At 60.3% G+C, this 22,528-nt stretch carries 18 protein-coding genes; 11 read left to right on the plus strand and 7 right to left on the minus strand.

What is annotated here, in order from left to right; genetic code table 11:
- Positions 1–153 precede the first annotated feature (153 nt).
- The 3 genes from ACEN8R_RS18360 to ACEN8R_RS18370 form a co-directional block, all read right to left on the minus strand.
- Complete coding sequence (locus ACEN8R_RS18360; protein WP_018926570.1) at positions 154–1,023, minus strand: hypothetical protein; 870 nt, start codon at positions 1,021–1,023, stop codon at positions 154–156.
- A 116-nt stretch (positions 1,024–1,139) separates the two neighbouring features.
- Entirely contained in the window at positions 1,140–2,132 is a 993-nt protein-coding gene (locus tag ACEN8R_RS18365; protein WP_018926571.1) for an NAD-dependent epimerase/dehydratase family protein, read from the minus strand.
- Positions 2,133–2,200: 68 nt separating this feature from the next.
- A complete protein-coding gene (locus ACEN8R_RS18370) occupies positions 2,201–3,094 on the minus strand; it encodes a LysR family transcriptional regulator ArgP (protein ID WP_018926572.1) in 894 nt (297 codons plus the stop codon).
- A gap of 96 nt (positions 3,095–3,190) precedes the next feature.
- Here ACEN8R_RS18370 and ACEN8R_RS18375 point away from each other — a divergent pair, with 96 nt between their 5' ends.
- From ACEN8R_RS18375 to ACEN8R_RS18420, 10 genes are all read left to right on the plus strand, one after another.
- The gene (locus tag ACEN8R_RS18375) at positions 3,191–3,592 is read left to right on the plus strand and encodes an ACT domain-containing protein (RefSeq protein WP_258613195.1); all 402 of its coding nucleotides are present in this window, start codon (positions 3,191–3,193) and stop codon (positions 3,590–3,592) included.
- A 7-nt stretch (positions 3,593–3,599) separates the two neighbouring features.
- Complete coding sequence (locus ACEN8R_RS18380) at positions 3,600–4,202, plus strand: LysE/ArgO family amino acid transporter (protein ID WP_018926574.1); 603 nt, start codon at positions 3,600–3,602, stop codon at positions 4,200–4,202.
- Positions 4,203–4,378: 176 nt separating this feature from the next.
- The gene (locus tag ACEN8R_RS18385) at positions 4,379–4,975 is read left to right on the plus strand and encodes a superoxide dismutase (RefSeq protein WP_007938876.1); all 597 of its coding nucleotides are present in this window, start codon (positions 4,379–4,381) and stop codon (positions 4,973–4,975) included.
- Positions 4,976–5,317: 342 nt separating this feature from the next.
- Positions 5,318–7,369: a putative bifunctional diguanylate cyclase/phosphodiesterase gene (locus tag ACEN8R_RS18390; protein ID WP_018926575.1), complete on the plus strand. Its 2,052-nt coding sequence runs from the start codon at positions 5,318–5,320 to the stop codon at positions 7,367–7,369.
- 144 nt (positions 7,370–7,513) lie between these two features.
- Positions 7,514–8,848, plus strand: a complete 1,335-nt coding sequence (locus ACEN8R_RS18395; protein WP_018926576.1) for an imelysin family protein — start codon at positions 7,514–7,516, stop codon at positions 8,846–8,848.
- Between the two features lie 271 nt (positions 8,849–9,119).
- Entirely contained in the window at positions 9,120–10,547 is a 1,428-nt protein-coding gene (locus tag ACEN8R_RS18400; RefSeq protein WP_495624245.1) for a di-heme oxidoreductase family protein, read from the plus strand.
- A 27-nt stretch (positions 10,548–10,574) separates the two neighbouring features.
- The gene (locus ACEN8R_RS18405) at positions 10,575–11,639 is read left to right on the plus strand and encodes an imelysin family protein (protein ID WP_019651380.1); all 1,065 of its coding nucleotides are present in this window, start codon (positions 10,575–10,577) and stop codon (positions 11,637–11,639) included.
- Positions 11,640–11,653: 14 nt separating this feature from the next.
- Complete coding sequence (locus tag ACEN8R_RS18410) at positions 11,654–12,751, plus strand: DUF1513 domain-containing protein (RefSeq protein WP_018926579.1); 1,098 nt, start codon at positions 11,654–11,656, stop codon at positions 12,749–12,751.
- Between the two features lie 214 nt (positions 12,752–12,965).
- The gene (locus tag ACEN8R_RS18415; protein WP_018926580.1) at positions 12,966–14,114 is read left to right on the plus strand and encodes an efflux RND transporter periplasmic adaptor subunit; all 1,149 of its coding nucleotides are present in this window, start codon (positions 12,966–12,968) and stop codon (positions 14,112–14,114) included.
- Between the two features lie 13 nt (positions 14,115–14,127).
- Complete coding sequence (locus ACEN8R_RS18420) at positions 14,128–17,154, plus strand: multidrug efflux RND transporter permease subunit (protein WP_018926581.1); 3,027 nt, start codon at positions 14,128–14,130, stop codon at positions 17,152–17,154.
- Positions 17,155–17,212: 58 nt separating this feature from the next.
- On the opposite strand, the gene ACEN8R_RS18425 is transcribed toward ACEN8R_RS18420, so the two are convergent.
- From ACEN8R_RS18425 to colR, 4 genes are all read right to left on the minus strand, one after another.
- Positions 17,213–17,440 carry a hypothetical protein gene (locus tag ACEN8R_RS18425; protein ID WP_026331876.1) on the minus strand — a complete coding sequence of 76 codons (228 nt, stop codon included), beginning with the start codon at positions 17,438–17,440 and terminating at the stop codon, positions 17,213–17,215.
- A gap of 141 nt (positions 17,441–17,581) precedes the next feature.
- On the minus strand, positions 17,582–18,250 hold the full coding sequence (locus tag ACEN8R_RS18430; protein ID WP_018926583.1) for a class I SAM-dependent methyltransferase: 669 nt from the start codon (positions 18,248–18,250) through the stop codon (positions 17,582–17,584).
- 141 nt (positions 18,251–18,391) lie between these two features.
- Positions 18,392–19,672: a sensor histidine kinase gene (locus ACEN8R_RS18435; RefSeq protein ID WP_018926584.1), complete on the minus strand. Its 1,281-nt coding sequence runs from the start codon at positions 19,670–19,672 to the stop codon at positions 18,392–18,394.
- Entirely contained in the window at positions 19,662–20,345 is a 684-nt protein-coding gene (gene colR / locus ACEN8R_RS18440; protein WP_007938890.1) for a two-component system response regulator ColR, read from the minus strand. Before colR ends, ACEN8R_RS18435 begins: the two co-directional genes overlap by 11 nt.
- Before the next feature lie 201 nt (positions 20,346–20,546).
- Between colR and ACEN8R_RS18445 the strand changes: the two genes are divergently transcribed.
- The gene (locus tag ACEN8R_RS18445) at positions 20,547–22,496 is read left to right on the plus strand and encodes an LTA synthase family protein (RefSeq protein WP_258613193.1); all 1,950 of its coding nucleotides are present in this window, start codon (positions 20,547–20,549) and stop codon (positions 22,494–22,496) included.
- Positions 22,497–22,528 lie beyond the last annotated feature (32 nt).

The raw sequence follows: 22,528 nt of genomic DNA on the forward strand, positions 1-22,528 counted from the left end.
GGTGGCGCAGCCGCCCCAAACCCATTCACCACCGCTATTCAGATAACCTGCGGTGCCTGATTTGCGACTGCTGCGCAGTCGAGCGGGAGCAAGCTCCCTCGCCACAAAAGTCCCACTCCACAGGCCCACTCCACACAACATCACTGCATCGGGCTATTGAGGCCGGGCGTGCAGCTGTTGTTGCAGGTTCTGGATCTGCGCCTGCAGGGTGTTGATGTTGCGGGTGACCTGGCCACGGAAGGCGTCGAACTCGGCGGTATTGTTGCCACCTTGCGCCGCGGCCGGGCGGTTGTCCTGTTGGCTTTTGAGCACGATCATGTCTTGCTCCAGACGCTCGACGGCGGCGCTCGGGTTACCTTGCCGCTTCAGCGCAGCGATATCGGCGCCAAGGCTTTTGAGTTGGGCGTCGACTTTGCTGGTATCGGCCGGTGCGCTCTTCAACGCGGCCAGCTCGCCGCTCAAGGCTTTGACCTGGGCCTGCAACTGAGCATTGGCGGCTTGTTGTTCGCTGGCCTGCGTGGTCATTTGCGCCAGGCGCTTGTCCAGATCGGAGGTCTGGCCGAGCACGCCTTGCTGCTGTTTACTCTGATCCTGGAGTTTGCTTTCCAGCTGTTTGCTCTGGTCCTGGAGCTTGCCTTCCAGTTGTTTGATCTGCAGCTTCAACGCTTCACTGCCGGTGTTGACCGTGGACTGGCTGGCCACGACCTTGCCGGAAATGTCCTGCAAGCGCCCCGCCGCTTCCTCACTGATACGGGCGAAACTTTCCTGGGTCGCCACCAGTTGTTGTTCCATCAGCGATATCTGCTGGAAACTCCACCAGGCAAGGCCAGCGAAGGCAAAGAACAACGCACCGACCAACGCCCACAGCGGGCCGGTGCTCGGGCCTTTGACCTTGACTACCGGTGTGGTGCGCGAATGCACGGAAGTGCGCGCGGTGGTCGGAAAATCATCGTCGTCGAGGCTGTCGGCACGCAGGCTCGGTACATCGTCGAAGTCGTCGTTGGCATCGTTACGCATGGACATTGAGTCAACCTTTGTAAAACGCGATGATGGCTTGATGCGGCGAAGTATAACCCTCGCTGCCGCACCGGTTGACCCTGAACCCCGAACTCGGTTCAGTGAGGGCCGGCCCTTGTGTGTCAGCGAATGTCCTGAGCCTTCCACCAGGCGCAAAATTCATCGAGGGCGGTCCAGAGACTGACTTTCGGATCGTAATCCAGATAATGCCGGGCGCGACTGATGTCCAGGGTGAAATTTTTGTTCATTACCTGCATGCCCAGCCGCGACAGGGTCGGCTCGGGACGACCCGGCCACAGCTTGCAAACACCCTCGTTGAGCGCGGCAAGGCTGTAGGCCAAGCCGTAGGAACGGTAACGGGTCACCTGTGGCACATCCATATTGCGCATCACGTAATTGACCACATCCCACAACGGCACCGGCGCTCCGTTGCTGATGTTGTAGGCCTTGCCCAAGGCCGAACCGCTGGCCAGCAAGCTACTGAACAACGCCTCATTGAGGTTTTGCACACTGGTGAAGTCAACCTTGTTCAGGCCATTGCCGATAATCGCCAACCGCCCTTTGCGCTGCATCTTCAGCAACCTGGGGAAAATGCTCATGTCGCCTGCGCCCGTCACGAAGCGCGGGCGCAAGGCCAGGGTTTCGAGGCCGAACTCCTGCGCACCGAAAACTTTTTGCTCGGCCAGGTATTTGGTTGCGGCGTAAGGATGCTTGAAGCGCTTGGGCACCTGGTCTTCGGTCAACCCCAGGTGATCGCGGCCATCGAAGTAAATCGATGGCGACGACAAGTGCACCAGGCGCCGCACCCGTTGTTTCAGGCAGGCCTCGACCACGTTCTCGGTGACCTCGACGTTGCCTTGATGGAAATCCTGATAGCGCCCCCACAAACCGACAGCGCCGGCGCAATGGACCACGGCTTCGACGTCGGAACACAGGTCGCGCGCCAGTTGCGGGTCGCTCAAGTCGCCCTGGATGAACTCGGCACCACGGCGCACCAGATGCTCGACGCTCTCGGCCCGGCGACCGTTGACCCGCACATCCAGGCCCTGCTCCAGGGCGAAACGCGCAAAGCGCCCGCCAATGAAGCCGCTTGCGCCGGTGACCAGAATCTTCATGTATTGCTCCGAATATTTCGTTTTGCGTTTTACGTTTTGCATAGGGCGTGAGGTCTTGACGCCAGCCGTCAGTCCAACGGCACCAGCCATTGCTTCGACGAGCGCACCAATTGATCGGTGAGTAACCCCAACAGCTGACCGCCATTGCGCCAATGATGCCAGTACAGCGGCACATCGATCGGCTTATCTGGCAAAAGCTCCACCAATTGGCCGCGCGCCAGTTGCTCGCGCACCTGCAATTCAGGCACCAGGCCCCAGCCAAGCCCTGCTTCCGTGAGACGAAGAAAACCTTCGGAAGACGGGCATAAATGGTGTTCGAAACCGCCATTCACGCCGACTGACGCGAGGTAACGATGCTGCAGGAAATCGTCCGGGCCAAATACCAGCGCCGGGGTTCTGGCCAACTGATCGGCGCGCACACCTTGGGGAAAATGCCGGGCAATGAATGCAGGGCTGGCCAACGCACGGTAGCGCATCGCCCCCAACAGCACACTGCGCGCACCGGCCACCGGCCGCTCACTGGCGCACAGACACCCCGCCACTTCGCCTGCGCGCATGCGTTTGAGGCCGACGGTCTGGTCTTCCACCACCAGGTCGAGCAACAGATGCTCCTGCGCGCAAAAATCCCCCACCGCCGCAGCCCACCAGGTGGCCAGGCTGTCAGCGTTCAGCGCGATGCGCAGGCGTTCCGGCAGGCCTTCTTCGTCCAGCGCCGGCACCAGGCTTTGCAGATCGCGCTCCAGCAATCGCACCTGCTGCACATGGTTGAGCAATCGCCGGCCAATCTCCGTCGGAGCCGGTGGCGTGACCCGCACCAGCACCGGTTGGCCGACCCGCGCCTCGAGCAGTTTGATGCGCTGGGAGATGGCCGATTGGGACAAGCCCAAGACCTGCGCGGCGCGTTCGAATCCGGCCTGCTCGATCACGGCGGCGAGGGCGGACAGTAATTTGTAGTCGAACATCAGTTTTCCTAATGAGCGATCAGCACTATTGGTTTTTCTTATACAACTTCCCACCGGAGAATGGCCAGCAAGAACTCTTGAACAAGGATCACCGACATGGCTGGCGAAACCTCTTTGGCAACCCTGCTGCGCAGCATGAGCCCGCAACTCAACGACGGCGAATACGTGTTCTGCACGTTGCCTGACGGCAAGCTGCCCGCAGGCCTTGAGATTGTCGGCAACTTCCGCGAACAGGAAGGGCTGACGGTGATTCTGCAACGTTCCCACGCCGAGAAGGCCGGTTTCAGCTTCGACTACATCGCTGCCTGGATCACCTTGAACGTGCACTCAGCCCTTGAAGCCGTCGGCCTGACCGCCGCGTTCGCCACGGCACTGGGCCAGGCCGGCATCAGTTGCAACGTGATTGCCGGCTACTACCACGACCATTTGTTCGTCGGCCAGGCCGATGCCGAACGCGCCCTGCAGGTACTGCGGGATCTGGCGGCCAACGCGGAGTAAAAATCTTATGTGGCAAAGCTATGTGAACGGCCTGTTGGTGGCCGCCGGGCTGATCATGGCGATCGGCACTCAGAATGCGTTTGTGTTGGCGCAGAGCCTTCGACGTGAACATCACCTGCCGGTGGCGGCGCTCTGCGTAACCTGCGATGCGTTGCTGGTAGCCGCCGGGGTGTTCGGCCTGGCGACGTTGCTGGCGCAGAACCCGACTCTGTTGGCCATCGCTCGTTGGGGGGGCGCGGCGTTTCTGCTGTGGTATGGCAGCCTGGCCCTGCGTCGGGCGTGCTCGAAACAAAGCCTGCAACAAGGCGAGAACCAGACCGTGCGCTCATTGCGGGCGGTACTGCTCAGCGCTTTGGCGGTGACCCTGCTCAACCCGCACGTCTACCTGGACACCGTGTTGCTGATCGGCTCCCTTGGCGCACAACAAACCGAGCCCGGTGCTTATGTCGTGGGTGCGGCCAGTGCATCGTTGCTGTGGTTTTTTACCCTGGCCCTTGGCGCAGCGTGGCTGGCGCCGTGGTTGGCGCGGCCGAGCACCTGGCGAATCCTCGACCTGTTGGTGGCCGTGATGATGTTCGCTGTAGCGTTCCAGTTGATCATCGCTTCATGATTTATTCCAAAAGGCTCTGGAACCTCTATTCCACACAGTTGTTGCGTGGTTATGCCGCACCCCCGGTGCTATGATCCGATCCCTGCGCCGCAAAGAGTACAAACTCCCCGGCGCATGTCTGGCCGCCCGTGATCGGCCTTGCGCTCACCGCAACTGACCTGATTAGGAGAATCATCATGGCTTTCGAATTGCCGCCGCTGCCTTACGCGCACAATGCCCTGCAGCCGCACATTTCAGAGGAAACTCTGCAATACCACCACGACAAGCACCACAACACCTATGTCGTGAACCTGAACAACCTGGTGCCAGGCACCGAGTTCGAAGGCAAGACCCTGGAAGAAATCGTCAAGACTTCCTCGGGCGGTATCTTCAACAACGCCGCTCAGGTCTGGAACCACACTTTCTACTGGAACTGCCTGGCGCCAAACGCCGGCGGTCAACCAACCGGCGCTCTGGCTGATGCCATCAACGCTGCTTTCGGTTCGTTCGACAAGTTCAAGGAAGAGTTCAGCAAAACCTCCATCGGCACCTTCGGTTCCGGTTGGGGCTGGCTGGTGAAAAAGGCTGACGGTTCCCTGGCCCTGGCCAGCACCATCGGCGCCGGCAACCCGCTGACCAGCGGCGATACCCCGCTGCTGACCTGCGACGTCTGGGAACACGCTTACTACATCGACTACCGCAACCTTCGTCCGAAGTACGTCGAAGCGTTCTGGAACCTGGTCAACTGGAAATTCGTGGCTGAGCAGTTCGAAGGCAAAACCTTCACCGCTTAAGCTTCGCGCCAGTCAAAAAACCCGGCTTTTATGCCGGGTTTTTTTATGCCATCGAAAATCCGTACGTAAGGCGTGCTTTCCCACAACGCGCGCCGCATTCGCCCTCTTGCCCCCGCAGTACAGCGGTCTAACATCAACACTAGGAAAAATTGCCTCAACCGCCTCAAGTTGAGGGCCCCGGCAACCGACACAGTGTTAATAGGGCAAATACTCCAAACAGCAGCATATCGGCCAAGCTACCGGCAATATCCCCCGGGTTGGATTGTCCCTTTGACTGCCATCACGGGATTGCCAATACTCATGGCAACTTGACGCTACCCGCACGGAACAAGGAATAACCCTTTGAAGCTGGAACTCAAGAACAGCTTGTCGGTGAAGTTACTCCGGGTCGTGCTCCTGTCGGCATTGATCGTCGGCGTGGTCTTGAGCTGCGCACAGATTGTTTTCGATGCCTATAAAACACGTCAGGCGGTTGCCAACGATGCCCAGCGCATCCTCGACATGTTCCGCGATCCCTCCACTCAGGCGGTCTACAGCCTGGATCGGGAAATGGGCATGCAGGTGATCGAAGGCCTGTTCCAGGATGACGCCGTGCGCATGGCCTCCATCGGCCACCCCCACGAAGCCATGCTCGCGCAAAAATCCCGCGAGCTTCAGCAGTCCCACAGCCGCTGGCTGACTGACCTGATCCTCGGCCAGGAACGCACGTTCACCACCCAACTGGTGGGTCGCGGTCCCTACAGCGAGTACTACGGCGACCTGAGCATTACCCTCGACACCGCCACCTACGGCCAGAGCTTCATCGTCAGTTCGGTGATCATCTTCATCTCTGGCGTCTTGCGCGCCCTGGCCATGAGCCTGGTGTTGTATCTGGTTTACCACTGGCTGCTGACCAAACCATTGTCGCGGATCATCGAACATCTGACTGAGATCAACCCGGACCGCCCCAGCGCCCACAAGATTCCGCAGCTCAAGGGCCATGAAAGAAACGAGCTGGGGGTCTGGATCAACACTGCCAACCAGCTGCTCGAATCCATTGAGCGCAACACTCACCTGCGCCACGAAGCAGAAAACAGCCTGTTACGCATGGCCCAGTACGATTTTCTCACCGGTCTGCCGAACCGCCAGCAATTGCAGCAACAGCTGGACAAGATCCTTGTCGACGCCGGCAAATTGCAGCGTCGGGTCGCGGTGTTGTGTGTCGGGCTCGATGACTTCAAAGGCGTCAACGAACAGTTCAGCTACCAGACCGGCGACCAGTTGCTGCTGGCCCTGGCCGATCGCCTGCGGGCTCACAGCGGCCGCCTTGGCGCCCTCGCCCGCTTGGGTGGCGACCAGTTCGCGCTGGTCCAGGCCGACATCGAACAACCCTACGAAGCCGCCGAACTGGCCCAAAGCATTCTCGATGATCTGGAAGCGGCGTTCGCCCTCGATCATCAGGAAATCCGCCTGCGCGCCACCATCGGCATCACCCTGTTCCCCGAGGACGGTGACAGCACCGAGAAGCTGCTGCAAAAAGCCGAGCAGACCATGACCCTGGCCAAGACGCGCTCGCGCAACCGCTATCAGTTCTATATCGCCAGCGTCGACACGGAAATGCGTCGGCGTCGCGAGCTGGAAAAAGATCTGCGCGACGCCTTGATCCGTGACCAGTTCTACCTCGTCTACCAGCCGCAGATCAGCTACCGCGATCATCGCGTGGTAGGTGTCGAGGCGTTGATTCGCTGGCAGCATCCCGAGCATGGGCTGGTGCCGCCGGACCTGTTCATTCCGCTGGCCGAACAGAACGGCACCATCATCGCCATCGGCGAATGGGTGCTGGACCAGGCCTGCAAACAACTGCGCGAGTGGCACGATCAGGGCTTCGTCGACCTGCGCATGGCGGTGAACCTGTCCACCGTGCAATTGCACCACGCCGAGTTGCCGCGGGTGGTCAATAACCTGCTGCAGATCTACCGCCTGCCACCGCGCAGCCTGGAGCTGGAAGTCACCGAAACCGGCCTGATGGAAGACATCAGCACCGCCGCCCAGCACTTGCTGAGCCTGCGTCGCTCCGGCGCGCTGATCGCCATCGACGACTTCGGCACCGGTTATTCGTCATTGAGTTATCTGAAAAGCCTGCCGCTGGACAAGATCAAGATCGACAAGAGCTTCGTTCAGGACCTGCTCGATGACGACGACGATGCGACCATCGTCCGGGCCATCATCCAGCTGGGCAAAAGCCTGGGCATGCAGGTGATTGCCGAAGGCGTGGAAACCGCCGAGCAAGAGGCCTACATCATCTCCGAAGGCTGCCACGAAGGTCAGGGTTATCACTACAGCAAACCGCTGCCGGCGCGGGAATTGAGCGTCTACCTCAAGCAGGCCCAGCGCAGTAACGCGGCCATCCTCTGAAACAACGGCGATCTTTTGATCTGCGTGAATAAGAAATATTTGCAGGCGTAACCCTTTACAGGTAATGCGAAAGATTTGCATTATGTCGCACTTTTGCGCGCCGCCCGTGCGCGCCCACTCCATCACCGAAGCAGGATGTTCGCCATGATTCGTATGCCTCTGGCCACCGCCAGTCTGCTGGCCATCGCTATTTCCCTCGCCGGTTGCGGCGAAGGCAAAGACAAGGCTGCCGCTCAACAAGCGCCGACCCCGGCCGCCAGCACAGCTGCGCCTGCTACCACCGCTAAAGTCGATGAAGCCGCCGCCAAGGCTGTGGTCGCACATTACGCCGACATGGTCTTTGCCGTTTACAGCGATGCCGAATCCACCGCGAAAACCCTGCAAACCGCCGTCGACGCGTTCCTCGCCAAGCCGGACGCCGACACCCTCAAAGCCGCCCGGGCTGCCTGGGTCGCGGCCCGCGTGCCTTACCTGCAAAGCGAAGTGTTCCGCTTCGGCAACACCATCATCGACGACTGGGAAGGCCAGGTGAACTCCTGGCCACTGGACGAAGGCCTGATCGACTACGTCGACAAATCCTACGAACACGCACTGGGTAACCCGGGCGCCACCGCCAACATCATCGCCAACACCCAGATTCAGATTGGCGAAGACAAGGTCGACGTGAAAGACATCACCCCGGAAAAACTCGCCAGCCTGAACGAGCTGGGCGGTTCCGAGGCCAACGTCGCCACCGGCTACCACGCCATCGAGTTCCTGCTCTGGGGCCAGGACTTGAACGGCACCGGCCCTGGCGCCGGCAACCGCCCAGCCTCCGACTACCTGGAAGGCAAAGGCGCTACCGGCGGTCACAATGATCGTCGTCGCGCTTACCTGAAATCCGTGACCCAACTGCTGGTCAACGACCTGGAAGAAATGGTCGGTAACTGGAAGCCGAACGTGGCCGACAACTACCGCGCCACCCTGGAAGCGGAACCGGCTGAATCCGGTCTGCGCAAAATGCTGTTCGGCATGGGCAGCCTGTCCTTGGGCGAACTGGCGGGCGAGCGCATGAAGGTTTCCCTGGAAGCCAACTCCCCGGAAGACGAACAGGATTGCTTCAGCGACAACACCCACAACTCGCACTTCTACGATGCCAAAGGCATTCGTAACGTGTACCTGGGCGAATACACCCGTGTCGACGGCACCAAAATGACCGGCGCCAGCCTGTCGTCCCTGGTGGCCAAGGCCGACCCGGCTGCCGATGCCGCGCTGAAAGCCGACCTGGCTGCGACCGAAGCCAAGATCCAGATCATGGTCGACCACGCCAACAAGGGTGAGCACTACGACCAACTGATCGCTGCCGGCAACACCGCTGGCAATCAGATCGTGCGCGACGCCATTGCCTCTCTGGTCAAGCAGACCGGTTCGATCGAAGCTGCCGCCGGCAAACTGGGCATCAGCGACCTGAACCCGGACAACGCTGATCACGAGTTCTGATCAACGCTGGCTGAGCGAATACAAAGGCGACCTTCGGGTCGCCTTTTTCATGCCTGTCTTTTGGGTGATGCTGATGACCTCATCGCGGGCAAGCCACGCTCCCACGGGGTCAGCGCAAAACCCTGTGGGAGCGTGGCTTGCCCGCGATGGGGGCGACGCGGTCTGACATCAAACCCTGCCTCACATCAACCAAACGATAATTCCTCTTATTCAAACTCCCCTGCCCTGTTAGACTTTGCGCCCTTGTTTTGCTCGTCTTGCAGGATGTCCGATGCCCACGCTGCCTCTTCGCTTGTCTGCACTGTTGCTGGCCCTGGGCCTGAGTGCCTGCGATGACGCCCCGCGTTTTACCCAGGCCGAACCTGGTGAAGCCCGGTCCGGTGGCAGCGCAACAGTGCGCAAGACCGATAAGAACGCATTCTCCTTGCCCTCCGCCAATCTGGCGCCGTCACGACGCGTCGACTTCAGCGTCGGTAATAGCTTCTTTCGCAGCCCCTGGGTGATCGCGCCGTCGACCACCACCGCCCGCGATGGCCTCGGCCCGTTGTTCAATACCAACGCCTGCCAGAACTGCCACATCAAGGACGGGCGCGGTCATCCGCCAACGCCCGATGCGCCGAATGCGGTGTCGATGCTGGTACGCCTGTCGATCCCCAATGCCCCCGCCTACGCCAAGGTCATCGAACAACTGGGCGTGGTGCCGGAGCCGGTCTACGGCGGCCAGTTCCAGGACATGGCAGTGCCCGGCGTCGCCCCGGAAGGCAAGGTGCGTGTCGATTACACGCCGGTCCCGGTACGCTTCAAGGACGGCAGCGAAATCGAGTTGCGTAAACCAATCTTGCAGATGACCCAACTCGGCTACGGCCCGATGCACCCGGACACACGTTTCTCGGCGCGCATCGCACCGCCGATGATTGGCCTGGGCTTGCTTGAAGCGATTCCCGACGAGGCCATCCTGGCCAACGCCGAGGCTCAGGCCCGGGAGAGAAACGGCATCGCCGGACGACCGAACCGGGTCTGGGACGACGCGCAGCAGAAGACTGTTCTCGGACGATTTGGCTGGAAAGCCGGGCAACCGAACCTCAATCAGCAGAATGTTCATGCGTTCTCTGGTGATATGGGCCTCACGACCAGCCTGAAACCCATTGATGACTGCACCGACGCCCAAACTGCTTGCAAACAGGCGCCCAACGGCAATGGCCCCGATGGCGAGCCGGAAGTCAGCGACAACATTTTGCGTCTGGTGCTGTTCTACAGCCGTAACCTCGCCGTGCCGGCCCGTCGCGATGTTGGCGCACCTGAGGTGCTGGCCGGCAAGAATCTGTTTTTCCAGGCCGGATGCCAGTCCTGTCACACCCCTCAATACACCACCGCCGCCAACGCCGCGGAACCTGAATTGGCCAATCAAGTGATTCGCCCTTACAGCGATCTGCTGCTGCACGACATGGGCGACGGTCTGGCCGACAACCGCACCGAGTTCCAGGCCAGTGGCCGCGACTGGCGTACGCCGCCGTTGTGGGGCATCGGCCTGACGCAGACGGTCAGCGGACACACCCAGTTTTTGCACGACGGCCGCGCCCGCAACCTGCTCGAAGCCGTGCTCTGGCATGGCGGCGAGGCAAAAGCGGCGCAACAACAGGTTTTGTCTTTCAACGCCGAGCAGCGCGCGGCGTTGCTGGCGTTTTTGAATTCCCTTTAATACGTATTCCTTCAGCGGGAGCCCGACATGTTCCGTCCCAAATTGTTGTTCACCAGCCTTGCCGCCCTCGCCCTGGGCGCCTGTTCGCCCCAGGATCCGCAAGCGGTCACCTCGGCGGCCATCGCCAAGCAAGTGATCCTGCCGAGCTACAGTCGTTGGGTGGAAGCCGACCGGCAATTGGCGGTCAGCGCCCTGGCGTTCTGCCAAGGCAAGGAAACCCTGGACACCGCTCGCGCCGACTTCCTGCACGCGCAAAAAGCCTGGGCCGAGTTGCAACCGCTGCTGATCGGGCCGCTGGCCGAAGGCAACCGTTCGTGGCAGGTGCAGTTCTGGCCGGACAAGAAAAACCTCGTCGGCCGTCAAGTCGAGCAACTGGTCACTGCGCAGCCGCAGATCGATGCTGCCGCCCTGGCCAAGTCCAGCGTCGTGGTGCAAGGCCTCTCGGCTTATGAATACATCCTGTTCGACAGCAAGATCGACATGGCCGACAGCGCTCAGAAAGCCAAATACTGCCCGCTGCTGACCGCCATTGGCGAGCGTCAGAAGCAACTGGCCGAAGAGATCCTGTCGCGCTGGAACACCAACGACGGCATGCTCGCGCAGATGAGCAAATTCCCCAACCAGCGCTACGCCGACTCACACGAAGCGATCGCCGATCTGCTGCGTGTGCAAGTGACTGCACTGGACACCCTGAAGAAAAAACTCGGCACGCCGATGGGCCGTCAGAGCAAGGGTACGCCACAGCCATTCCAGGCCGATGCCTGGCGCAGCCAATCGTCGCTCAAAGGCATGGAAGCAAGCCTGAGCGCTGCGCAAACCGTCTGGGTGGGTGTCGACAACAAAGGCCTGCGCGGTCTGCTGCCGAACGAGCAAAAACCGTTGGCCGACAAGATCGACGCGGCCTACGCAGCGTCCCTGAAACTGCTTGCCGGCAACCAGCGCTCGCTGACCGACATGCTCACCGACGATGCCGGTCGCCAGCAGCTGAACGACATCTATGACAGCCTCAACGTTGTCCACCGCTTGCACGAAGGCGAACTGGCCAAGGCGCTGGGCATCCAACTGGGCTTCAACGCCAACGACGGCGACTGATGAGGGCAAGTGCCATGCTGCGACGCCAGGCTCTGACGTTAGGGAGTTTGCTGCTGGGTGCGGTGACACTGGGCGGCTGGACGCTGTTCAAGCAAAAGGACAAAAGCCCGCTGCTGCTCTCGGCGCGGGACGACGGTGACGGCAAGCACTATGCCGTCGGTTATCGACTGGACGGCACCCGGGTGTTTGCCACCCAGGTCGGTCAGCGCTGCCATGACATCATCAACCACCCGACACTGCCGATTGCGCTATTCGTCGCTCGGCGTCCGGGCACCGAGAGCTACCTGATCGACCTGCGCGACGGCACGCTATTGCAAACCGTGGTGTCGCAGCCGAACCGGCACTTCTACGGTCACGCGGTGATTCACCAGAGCGGTGACTGGTTGTACGCCACCGAGAACGACACCTCCGATCCGGGCCGTGGCCTGCTTGGTGTGTATAAGTTCGAAGGTGAGCGACTGGTGCACAGCGGCGAAATTTCCACCCACGGCGTCGGCCCGCATCAAGTGTCGTGGATGCCCGATGGCGAGACGCTGGTGGTGGCCAACGGCGGCATTCGCACCGAGGCTGAAAGCCGGGTCGAGATGAACCTCAATGCCATGGAGCCGAGCCTGGTGCTGATGCAACGCGACGGCACGCTGCTGAGCAAGGAAACACTAGCCCAGCAGATGAACAGCGTGCGGCACTTGGGTATCGCCAGTGACGGCACCATCGTCGCCGGTCAGCAGTTCATGGGCGATGCTCACGAGTCTTCGGAGCTGCTGGCAATCAAGCGTCCCGGTCAACCGTTCGTGGCCTTCCCGGTGCCTGAGCATCAGTTGCAGGCCATGGGGCATTACACCGCCAGCGTTGCCGTACACAGCGAACTGCGCCTGGTCGCCCTGACCGCGCCGCGGGGCAACCGCTTTTTTATCTGGGACCTGGACAGCGGTGAAGTACGCCTGGATGCACCGCTTCCCGATTGCGCCGGGGTCGGGGCCGTGGCCGATGGTTTTGTCGTGACCTCCGGGCAAGGCCGTTGCCGGTTCTACGATTGCCGCCAGACAAACCTTGTTGCAAAACCTCTGGAATTGCCTGCGGGGCTCTGGGACAACCACCTTCACCTGATCTGAACACGCAACCTGTAGCAGCTGGCGCAGCCTGCGTTCGGCTGCGCAGCAGTCGTGAAATCAGACACCGAGTTGTATCAGACGAACCGCGGTGTCTGGATTACGACTGCTTCGCAGCCGAACGCAGGCTGCGCCAGCTGCTACAGTTGGAATCCCCTTCGCAGTGGGAGTAATGTTTTCGCCTGTCTCACCTGATTTTCTCCAAGGAAATGGAAATATGCTGCGTCGCCGCATGCTGATCATGTTGGGTGTTGTCCTGCTAATCGTGCTGGTCCTGGCCGGTTACAAAGCCTTCTCCATCTATACGATGATGAAGGGCTTCTCTGTGCCGAAACCACCGATCAGCGTCGCCGTGGCCACCGCCACCGAACGTCCGTGGCAAAGCCGTTTGCCAACGGTCGGCACCCTTACGGCGCTGCAAGGGGTCGATCTGAGCCTGGAGGTCGACGGCACCGTCAAGGAAGTTCAGTTCGAGTCAGGACAGAAGGTCAAGGTCGGTCAGCCGCTGCTGCAACTCGACAGCGCCGTGGAAACCGCCCTGCTGGCAACCGCCCAGGCCGACCTGGGACTGGCGCAACTGGATTACGGTCGCGGCAGCCAACTGGTAGGCAGCCAGGCTATTTCCAAAGGTGAGTTCGACCGACTCTCGGCGGTATTGCAAAAGAGCCGGGCCACGGTCAATCAGCTCAAGGCGGCGCTGGAGAAAAAACGAATCCTCGCACCGTTCAGCGGGACCATCGGTATTCGTCGGGTAGACGTCGGCGACTACGTGGCCAGCGGCACGATGATCGCCACCCTGCAAGACCTCAGCAGCCTCTACGTCGACTTCTTTGTACCCGAGCAGGACGTGCCGAAGATCACCCTCGGCCAATCGGTACAGGTCATTGTCTCGGCCTACCCGACGGAGACTTTCCCCGGCACCGTCAGCGCCATCAACCCGAAGGTAGAAAGCAGCACCCGCAACGTGCTGGTGCGCGCGACCCTGGCCAACCCCGATGGCAAACTCCTGCCGGGGATGTTTGCCAGCCTGCAGGTGTTGTTGCCCGACCCGCAGCCGCACATCGTGGTGCCGGAAAGCGCGATCAGCTACACCCTTTATGGCAACTCGCTGTATGTCGTCGCGCAGAAAAAGGCCGAAGACGGCAGCCTCGAAAAAGACGACAAGGGCGAACCGGTTCTGATCGCCGAACGACGCTTCGTCGAAACCGGCGAGCGCCGCGACGGGATGGTCATGATCACCAAAGGCGTGCAGAACGGCGAAAAAGTGGTCACGGCTGGTCAGCTCAAACTGGACCACGGCGTGCACGTTGCCATCAGCGACGACAAGACCCTGGCTGAGAAGAACAGTCAGCCGCGCGCTGACTGATCAAGGAATCCCCATGGCTTTTACCGATCCGTTCATCCGCCGCCCGGTGCTCGCCACCGTGGTCAGCCTGTTGATAGTGCTGCTGGGCTTCCAGGCCTGGAGCAAGTTGCCGCTGCGCCAATACCCGCAAATGGAAAACGCCCTGATCACGGTGACCACCGCTTATCCCGGAGCCAACGCCGAGACCATCCAAGGCTATATCACCCAACCGATGCAGCATAGCCTGGCCAGCGCCGAGGGCATCGACTACATGACCTCGGTCAGTCGCCAGAACTTCTCGGTGATCTCGATCTACGCGCGCATCGGCTCCAACACCGACCGCCTGTTCACCGAACTGCTGGCCAAGGCCAACGAGGTCAAGAACCAGCTGCCCCAGGACGCCGAAGACCCGGTGCTGAGCAAGGAAGCCACCGGCGCCTCGGCGCTGATGTACATCAGTTTCTTCAGCAACGAGCTGAGTAACCCGCAGATCACCGACTACCTGTCCCGGGTTATCCAGCCGAAACTGGCGACCCTGCCGGGCATGGCCGAAGCCGAGATTCTCGGCAACCAGGTGTTCGCCATGCGCCTGTGGCTGGACCCGGTGAAGCTCGCCGGTTTCGGCCTGAGCGCCAGCGATGTGACCAACGCCGTGCGCCAGTACAACTTCCTCTCCGCCGCCGGCGAAGTGAAAGGCGAGTACGTGGTCACCAGCATCAACGCCAACACCGAACTCAAGTCCGCCGAGGCCTTTGGCGCAATTCCGCTCAAGGTCGACGGTGACAGTCGTGTGCTGTTGCGAGACGTGGCGCGGGTCGAGATGGGCGCGGAGAACTACAACACCATCAGCTCCTTCGGCGGCACACCCTCGGTGTACATCGGCATCAAGGCCACACCCGGCGCCAACCCGCTGGACGTGATCAAGGAAGTGCGCAAGATCATGCCGGACCTGGAAGCCCAGCTGCCGCCAAACCTCAAGGGCGAAATCGCCTACGACGCCACGCTGTTCATCCAGGCCTCCATCGACGAGGTGTTGAAAACCCTGTTCGAAGCGGTGCTGATCGTGATTGTGGTGGTGTTCCTGTTCCTCGGCGCCCTGCGTTCGGTGGTGATCCCGGTGGTGACCATTCCGCTGTCGATGATCGGCGTGATGTTCTTCATGCAGATGATGGGCTACTCGATCAACCTGCTGACCTTGCTGGCGATGGTCTTGGCCATCGGGCTGGTGGTGGACGACGCCATCGTGGTGGTGGAAAACATCCACCGGCACATCGAAGAAGGCAAGACACCGTTGGATGCGGCCATCGAGGGCGCACGGGAGATCGCCATGCCGGTGGTGTCGATGACCATCACCCTGGCGGCGGTCTATGCGCCGATCGGCTTCCTGACCGGCCTGACGGGGGCGTTGTTCAAGGAGTTCGCCCTGACCCTGGCCGGGGCGGTGGTGATTTCCGGTGTCGTCGCCCTGACGCTGTCGCCGATGATGTGCGCCATGCTGCTGCGCCACGATGAAAACCCCAGCGGCCTGGCCCATCGCCTGGACGTGATCTTCGAAGGCCTCAAGCGCCGCTACCAGCGTGTGCTTCACGGCACTCTCAACACCCGTCCGGTAGTGCTGGTGTTCGCGGTGATCGTGCTGTGCCTGATCCCGGTACTGCTCAAGTTCACCAAGTCGGAACTGGCGCCGGACGAAGACCAGGGCGTGATCTTCATGATGGCCAACGCCCCGCAACCTGCCAACCTCGACTACATGAACGCCTACACCGACGAGTTCGTCGCCATTTTCAAGGAGTTTCCCGAGTACTACTCCTCGTTCCAGATCAACGGCTTCAACGGCGTGCAATCGGGGATCGGCGGCTTCCTGCTCAAACCCTGGAATGAACGCCACCGGACCCAGATGCAGATCCTGCCGCTGGTCCAGAGCAAACTGGAAAGCATTCCCGGGCTGCAAATATTCGGCTTCAACCTGCCGTCCCTGCCAGGCACCGGCGAGGGCTTGCCGTTTCAATTCGTGATCAACTCGGCTAACAGCTACGAGGCGCTGTTGCAGGTGATGGACCGAGTGAAAAAAAGAGCGATGGAATCCGGCAAGTTTGCTTTTGTCGACGTCGACCTGGCCTTCGACAAGCCCGAAGTCGTGGTGGACATCGATCGCGCCAAGGCTGCGCAGATGGGTGTGTCCATGCAGGACCTGGGCGGTACTCTTGCAACGATGCTGGGCGAGGCGGAGATCAACCGGTTCACCATCGAAGGTCGCAGCTACAAGGTCATCGCTCAGGTGGAACGGCCCTACCGCGATAACCCTGACTGGCTGAACCATTATTACGTCAGGAACACCAAGGGCGAACTGCTGCCCCTGTCGACCCTGATCACCGTGACCGACCGCGCGCGGCCGCGTCAGTTGAACCAGTTCCAGCAACTCAACTCGGCGATTCTTTCCGGGGTCCCGCTGGTCAGCATGGGTGAAGCCATCGACACCGTGCGCCAGATCGCCCGGGAAGAGGCACCGACGGGTTACGCCGTCGACTATGCCGGTGTTTCACGGCAATACGTTCAGGAAGGCAGCGCGCTGTGGGTCACCTTCGCCCTGGCCTTGGCGATCATCTTCCTGGTGCTGGCGGCCCAGTTCGAAAGCTTCCGCGATCCGCTGGTGATTCTGGTGACTGTGCCGCTGTCGATCTGTGGCGCATTGATCCCGCTCTTCCTCGGCTGGTCGAGCATGAACATCTATACCCAGGTGGGGCTGGTGACGTTGATCGGACTGATCAGCAAGCACGGGATCCTGATCGTCGAGTTCGCCAACCAGTTACGCAAGGAGAAAGGCCTGACACCTCGCGAAGCGGTAGAGGAAGCGGCGGCCATTCGTCTGCGCCCGGTATTGATGACCACGGCGGCAATGGTGTTCGGCATGGTGCCGTTGATCATCGCCACGGGCGCGGGAGCCGTTAGCCGGTTCGACATCGGCACGGTGATCGCAACGGGGATGTCGATCGGGACGCTGTTCACCTTGTTCGTGCTGCCATGCATTTACACATTGCTGGCCAAACCCGATAAACCTTAACGTCAAAAAAGCAAAAGGCCTCGCAACTGCGAGGCCTTTTATTTGGGCTTCAATCTGTTCAACTCTGTGGCCTCAGTCCCTGAGAAAGTCCGAACATGAACAGTAACAAGTCATGATCGGGTTGAGTGGCCACGGGTGCTTTGGCTACCCGGGGCAACGGACAATGTGCGTCGCCGTGCACGGAACTGAGGACCTGCGTGCGGGGCTGCTCCCAGGCAGCCACCGCCAAAGAAGCAACTGCCAAGGCTCCGGCTAAAAACAAACCTCGTGCAATTTCGAGTTTCATTGCGATAAGCCTTTGATAGCGCTGCCAAACGCCTTGTTATAAAAGTAGACGAGTTTTTCCCCGTCTGTATCGCTGAACGACGAGTGGCGACGCCCTTGCTTCAGGTCATGGGGCGCAGCTGCATAGTGCACTGCCATTCTGTTACCTCTTGCGTAATACATAGACCCGCCACATGGCATAGAGCGGTAAAAAATCCATTTGCCCCTGAATATGGAAACCCGCCTGCTCGAACTCCTTTTCAATCGTGGCAGCCGGTAACACAAATCGAGTCTGGTAACCTTCCTGCCCACGCAGCCTCTCGGCGCGCTTGCGTTTCCAGGCCTTGAAATTGCCGTCTACCCACAACGAAACAATCACGCTGTCGCGGGTGACACGCTCGAATTCACGCAGGATGGTCAGTCGTTGCTCGGCTTCACCGATGTGATGGAGCAGACGCATGCAGAAAATGCTGTCGACCGCGTTATCGGGCAAGGCAATGTCGAATGCAGACGTGTGCAAGGGTTGTACCCTTTTGACCACGTCGGCGGGTTGAGTGCGCATGGCAGTCTTGAGCATGGACACCGAGTTGTCGGCCCCGATGATGACACGGTTGTGCTTTTCCGCGAGCAACGGCCAGAAACGCCCGGCACCGCAGGGCAAATCGAGGACCAGGCCAGGTTCACCGGCCAACGCCAGGGCCTTTCGCGCCAGGTGTTCATCACGCCATTGGGACAGCCGGCGACCGAGCCCCACCTGGTGCTTGCGCACATTTTTCTGTGCGGGTTGATCGTCGTATTTTTCGGAGAAGCCGAGCTTTATCGGGCCAGCCATGACTGCAATCTCCTGAGCTTCTGATGACAACCACCTTAAGTTGCGGGGTGTCAGCGTCAGGTCATGCCTTGGTGAAAATTTCGTCAGGTAAACCCGGAATCATTTCAGGGTTTTACGGAGCCGATTTATTTTTCAACCCATTCACCGCTTTTTCTGACTCAACTCCACCTGGAAGCGACAACCGTTGGGCTCCATGTTCGTCAGGCTGACACTCCAGCCCTGGTTCTCGCAGATCCGTTGCACCAGCGACAGCCCCAGCCCCAAGCCCTCGCCACGCTTTTCGCTGCCGCGCACGAAAGGCTCGAACATCGCCTCGCGTTTTTCTTCCGGAATGCCCACACCACTGTCCTCGACCACGAACCCCGTATCCGTCAGGGCCAAGCGGATAAACCCATGCTCGGTGTAATGCAGCGCATTACGCAACAGGTTGCCCATCACCGCGTGCAGAAGCGTCGCGTTATAGCGAGTGTCCGGCGGGTTGCCCAACTCGACGTTCAACGTCAGGCCCTTGGCTTCGATCGGTTCGCGCCATTGGCAAAGCAACCCGTCGGCCACCTGACTGAGGCTCTGCTGGGGGCCCATGCTGGCGTCTTCATGCTGAGCGCGGGCCAGCATGAGGAAGGTCTGCACCAACTCGCGCATCTCTGCGCAAGCCCGGGCGATCCGCTCGACCTGGGCACGCCCGCGCTGATCGATGCCGGCGTTTTCCAGCAACAATTCACAGGAACTGGCCAACACCATCAATGGCGTGCGCAGTTCGTGGCTGACGTCACTGGTGAACAATCGCTCACGGGTCAACGCCTGACGCAAGCGCCCGAGGGTGGCGTCGAAGGCCACGGCCAGCTCGCCCACTTCATCGGCGGCATAATCCGGCGCCAGTGGCGGTGCCAGACCCAACAGCTGATCGCGATGGCGCACCTGGCGGGCCAGTCGCACCACCGGCGCCATCACCTTGCGCGCCAGCACCCAGCCCAGAAATACCGCCAGCGCCAGGCTCAGTACGAACCCCACCAGCACTACGGCAAACAGCACCCGTTCACGCTCTTCGAAATCGCTCTGGTCCTGCAACAGCACGTAGCGCCGTCCGTCGACGATTTCGACCATGGCGTGATACGACAGATGGTCGCGAAAGACTTCATGAAAACCCGAGTCCAGGTGCCGCAAATCCTTGGGTAACTCAAAATCGCCCGGCCCGCCGCTGAAATAGAACAACTGGTCCGGCTCGGGGCGGTGGCTCCAGTCCGTCACGCTGTCCATCAGCAACAGGCGTTGCAAATCGCCACCCAGACCTGACGAAATCAGTTTCTCCTCCACCAGGTGCACGGTCGCGATGATGCCTATCGCGAAGGCTCCCGCGACCAATGCGCTCATCAACGCAAAGGCGATGATGATCCGTTGCGAAAGGCTCTGCTTAAACTCCATCACGGCCCTCGGCCAAGCGATAACCGACGCCGTGCACCGTGTGCAGCAGGGGTTTGGCGAACGGCTTGTCGATCACCTGGCGCAATTGATGGACGTGGCTGCGCAGGCTGTCGCTGTCCGGGCAATCGTCGCCCCACAGGGCCTCTTCGAGAATTTCCCGGCGCAGCACGTGCGGGCTTTTCTGCATCAACACCGCCAGCAACTTCAGGCCCACCGGGTTGAGTTTCAGCAGACGGCCTTCGCGCGTCACCTCCAGGGTATCGAGGTCGTAGCTCAGATCGCCGACCTGCAAGGCACGGCGACCGCCACCCTGGGCACGGCGCATGACCGCCTCGATGCGCGCCGCCAGTTCTGACAGGGCAAAGGGTTTGATCAAGTAATCGTCGGCGCCGGATTTGAAGCCTTGCAGACGGTCGTCCAGTTGATCGCGCGCAGTGAGCATGATCACCGGCGTATCACGGCGGGCGTCTTCGCGCAGGCGTTTGCACAGGGTGTAGCCATCGATACCGGGCAGCATGATATCGAGTACGATCAAGTCGTAATGCTCGGTGGCCGCCAGGTGCAAGCCAGATAAACCGTCCTGCGCGCAATCCACGGTGTAACCTTTGAGCCCCAGATAATCGGCCAGGTTGGCCAGGATATCGCGGTTGTCTTCAACCAATAGAATTCGCATCGGCACCTCCTCCGTATACAGTAACGGCCGTCTTGGCCCGCGCAGCTTAAGGCCTAGTGTGACTCAGGGCTAGGGCGGCCGGTCGTAGAATCGATGCGCTCAACCAAATAATGGTGCTAACAAGTTTTTCACTGTCGGTTCACAACCCGACTACAGCGTTCAAGAGAAACTTTCGCGCGATTGATATAGGGAATGTAGATAATGGATTGTTTGAAGACGGCGCCAATGCGCTTTCTGCTACTGGTAACCGGTTCCTGGCTGGTCATTTTTCTCCTGACCCGAAGCGTTCTCCTCCTCACTCACCTGGATGAGGCAGGCAGCGGGCTCCTGTCCGTGTTTGGCATCGGCCTGCTTTATGACCTGGGTTTCATTGCCTACGCGGCGCTGCCCATGGGCCTCTATCTGCTGCTATGCCCGCCGGCCTTGTGGCGCCGCCGTGGCCATCGCTGGTTCCTTCAGGGCCTGCTGACCGTCAGCCTGTTCGCCATGCTGTTCACGTCGGTGGCCGAATGGCTGTTCTGGGATGAGTTCGGTGTGCGTTTCAACTTTATCGCCGTCGATTACCTGGTCTACTCCGACGAAGTGCTGAATAACCTGTTGGAGTCGTACCCGATCGGCAAGCTGCTGAGCCTGCTCGCGGTGCTGGCCGTGATCCTGAGCCTTGCGCTGCGCAAATCCTTCAACGCTGCGCTGGACGCACCATTGCCTGCCATGCGCGGGCGTCTGCTGAATGCACTCGGCCTGCTGATCGTCGCGGGCCTGAGCGCGCAACTGCTCAGCCAGGATGCGCCGCGCGCTCAGGGCGGCAATGCCTATCAGAACGAACTGGCGAGCAATGGCCCGTACCAGTTCTTCGCCGCCTTTCGCAATAACGAACTGGATTACCCGCAGTTCTACAGCACCCTGCCGACCTCCGTCGTCGCGCAACAGATTCGCGCGGAACTGACCGAGCCCAATGCTCGCTTCATCGGCGAGGATCCACAGGACATCCGCCGGATGATCGATAATCCCGGCACCGAACGAAAACCCAACATCGTGCTGGTCACCATCGAAAGCTTCAGCGCCAAGTACATGGGCAGCAATGGCGACGATCGCAACCTGACACCAAACCTCGATGCCTTGCGCAAACAAAGCCTGTACTTCAATAATTTCTACGCCACCGGCACCCGCACCGATCGCGGCCTGGAGGCCATCACCCTGGCCATTCCACCGACGCCGGGGCGCTCGATCGTCAAGCGCGTGGGTCGTGAAAGCGGCTTCGCCAGCCTCGGCCAGCAACTCAGCGCCGTGGGTTACGACAGCGTATTCGTGTATGGCGGGCGCGGTTACTTCGACAACATGAACGCGTTCTTCAGCGGCAACGGCTATCGCGTTGTCGACCAGAGCAGCGTCGATGAATCAGAGATTCACTTCAAGAACGCCTGGGGAATGGCTGACGAAGACCTCTATAACCAGACCCTGAAACTGGCCGATGCCGACTACGCCAGGCAACAGCCGTTTCTACTGCAACTGATGACCACCTCCAACCATCGCCCCTACACCTACCCGGATAACCGGATCGATATCAAATCCGGTAACGGACGCGACGGTGCGGTGAAGTACACCGACTTCGCCATTGGTCAGTTCCTCGATCAGGCGCGCAAAAAACCCTGGTTCGATAATACAATCTTCGTCTTCGTTGCCGATCACACGGCTGGCAGCGCTGGCAAAGAAGACTTGCCGATCAGCAACTATCAGATTCCGCTGTTCATCTATGCACCGAAGCTGATCGACGCTCGGGAAACCGCACAGCTGGCCAGTCAGATCGACCTTGCGCCAACGTTGCTCGGGCTGCTGAACCTGGATTACCAGTCGACGTTCTTCGGTCGCAACCTGTTGCAGGACAATCCACTGCCACCGCGAGTGGTGGTTGGCAACTATCAACATCTGGGCTTGTTCGACGGTAAGGATTTAGCGATCCTGAGCCCGCGTGAGGGTCTGCGTCGCCACGACGATGCACTGACCGACAGTCGCGAATCACGGGCCACCACCGTTGATCCGTTGATCACCCGCGCAATTACTTATTACCAAACTGCCAGTCATGGCTTCAAGCAACAGCTGCTCGGCTGGAAAGCGCCCACGGAGGGCACCCGCCAAGTCAGCGAACGTTAATCGAATGGCCCCGGGCTGATGCCCCGGGGTTT

Source organism: Pseudomonas sp. Pseusp15, from assembly GCF_059492165.1.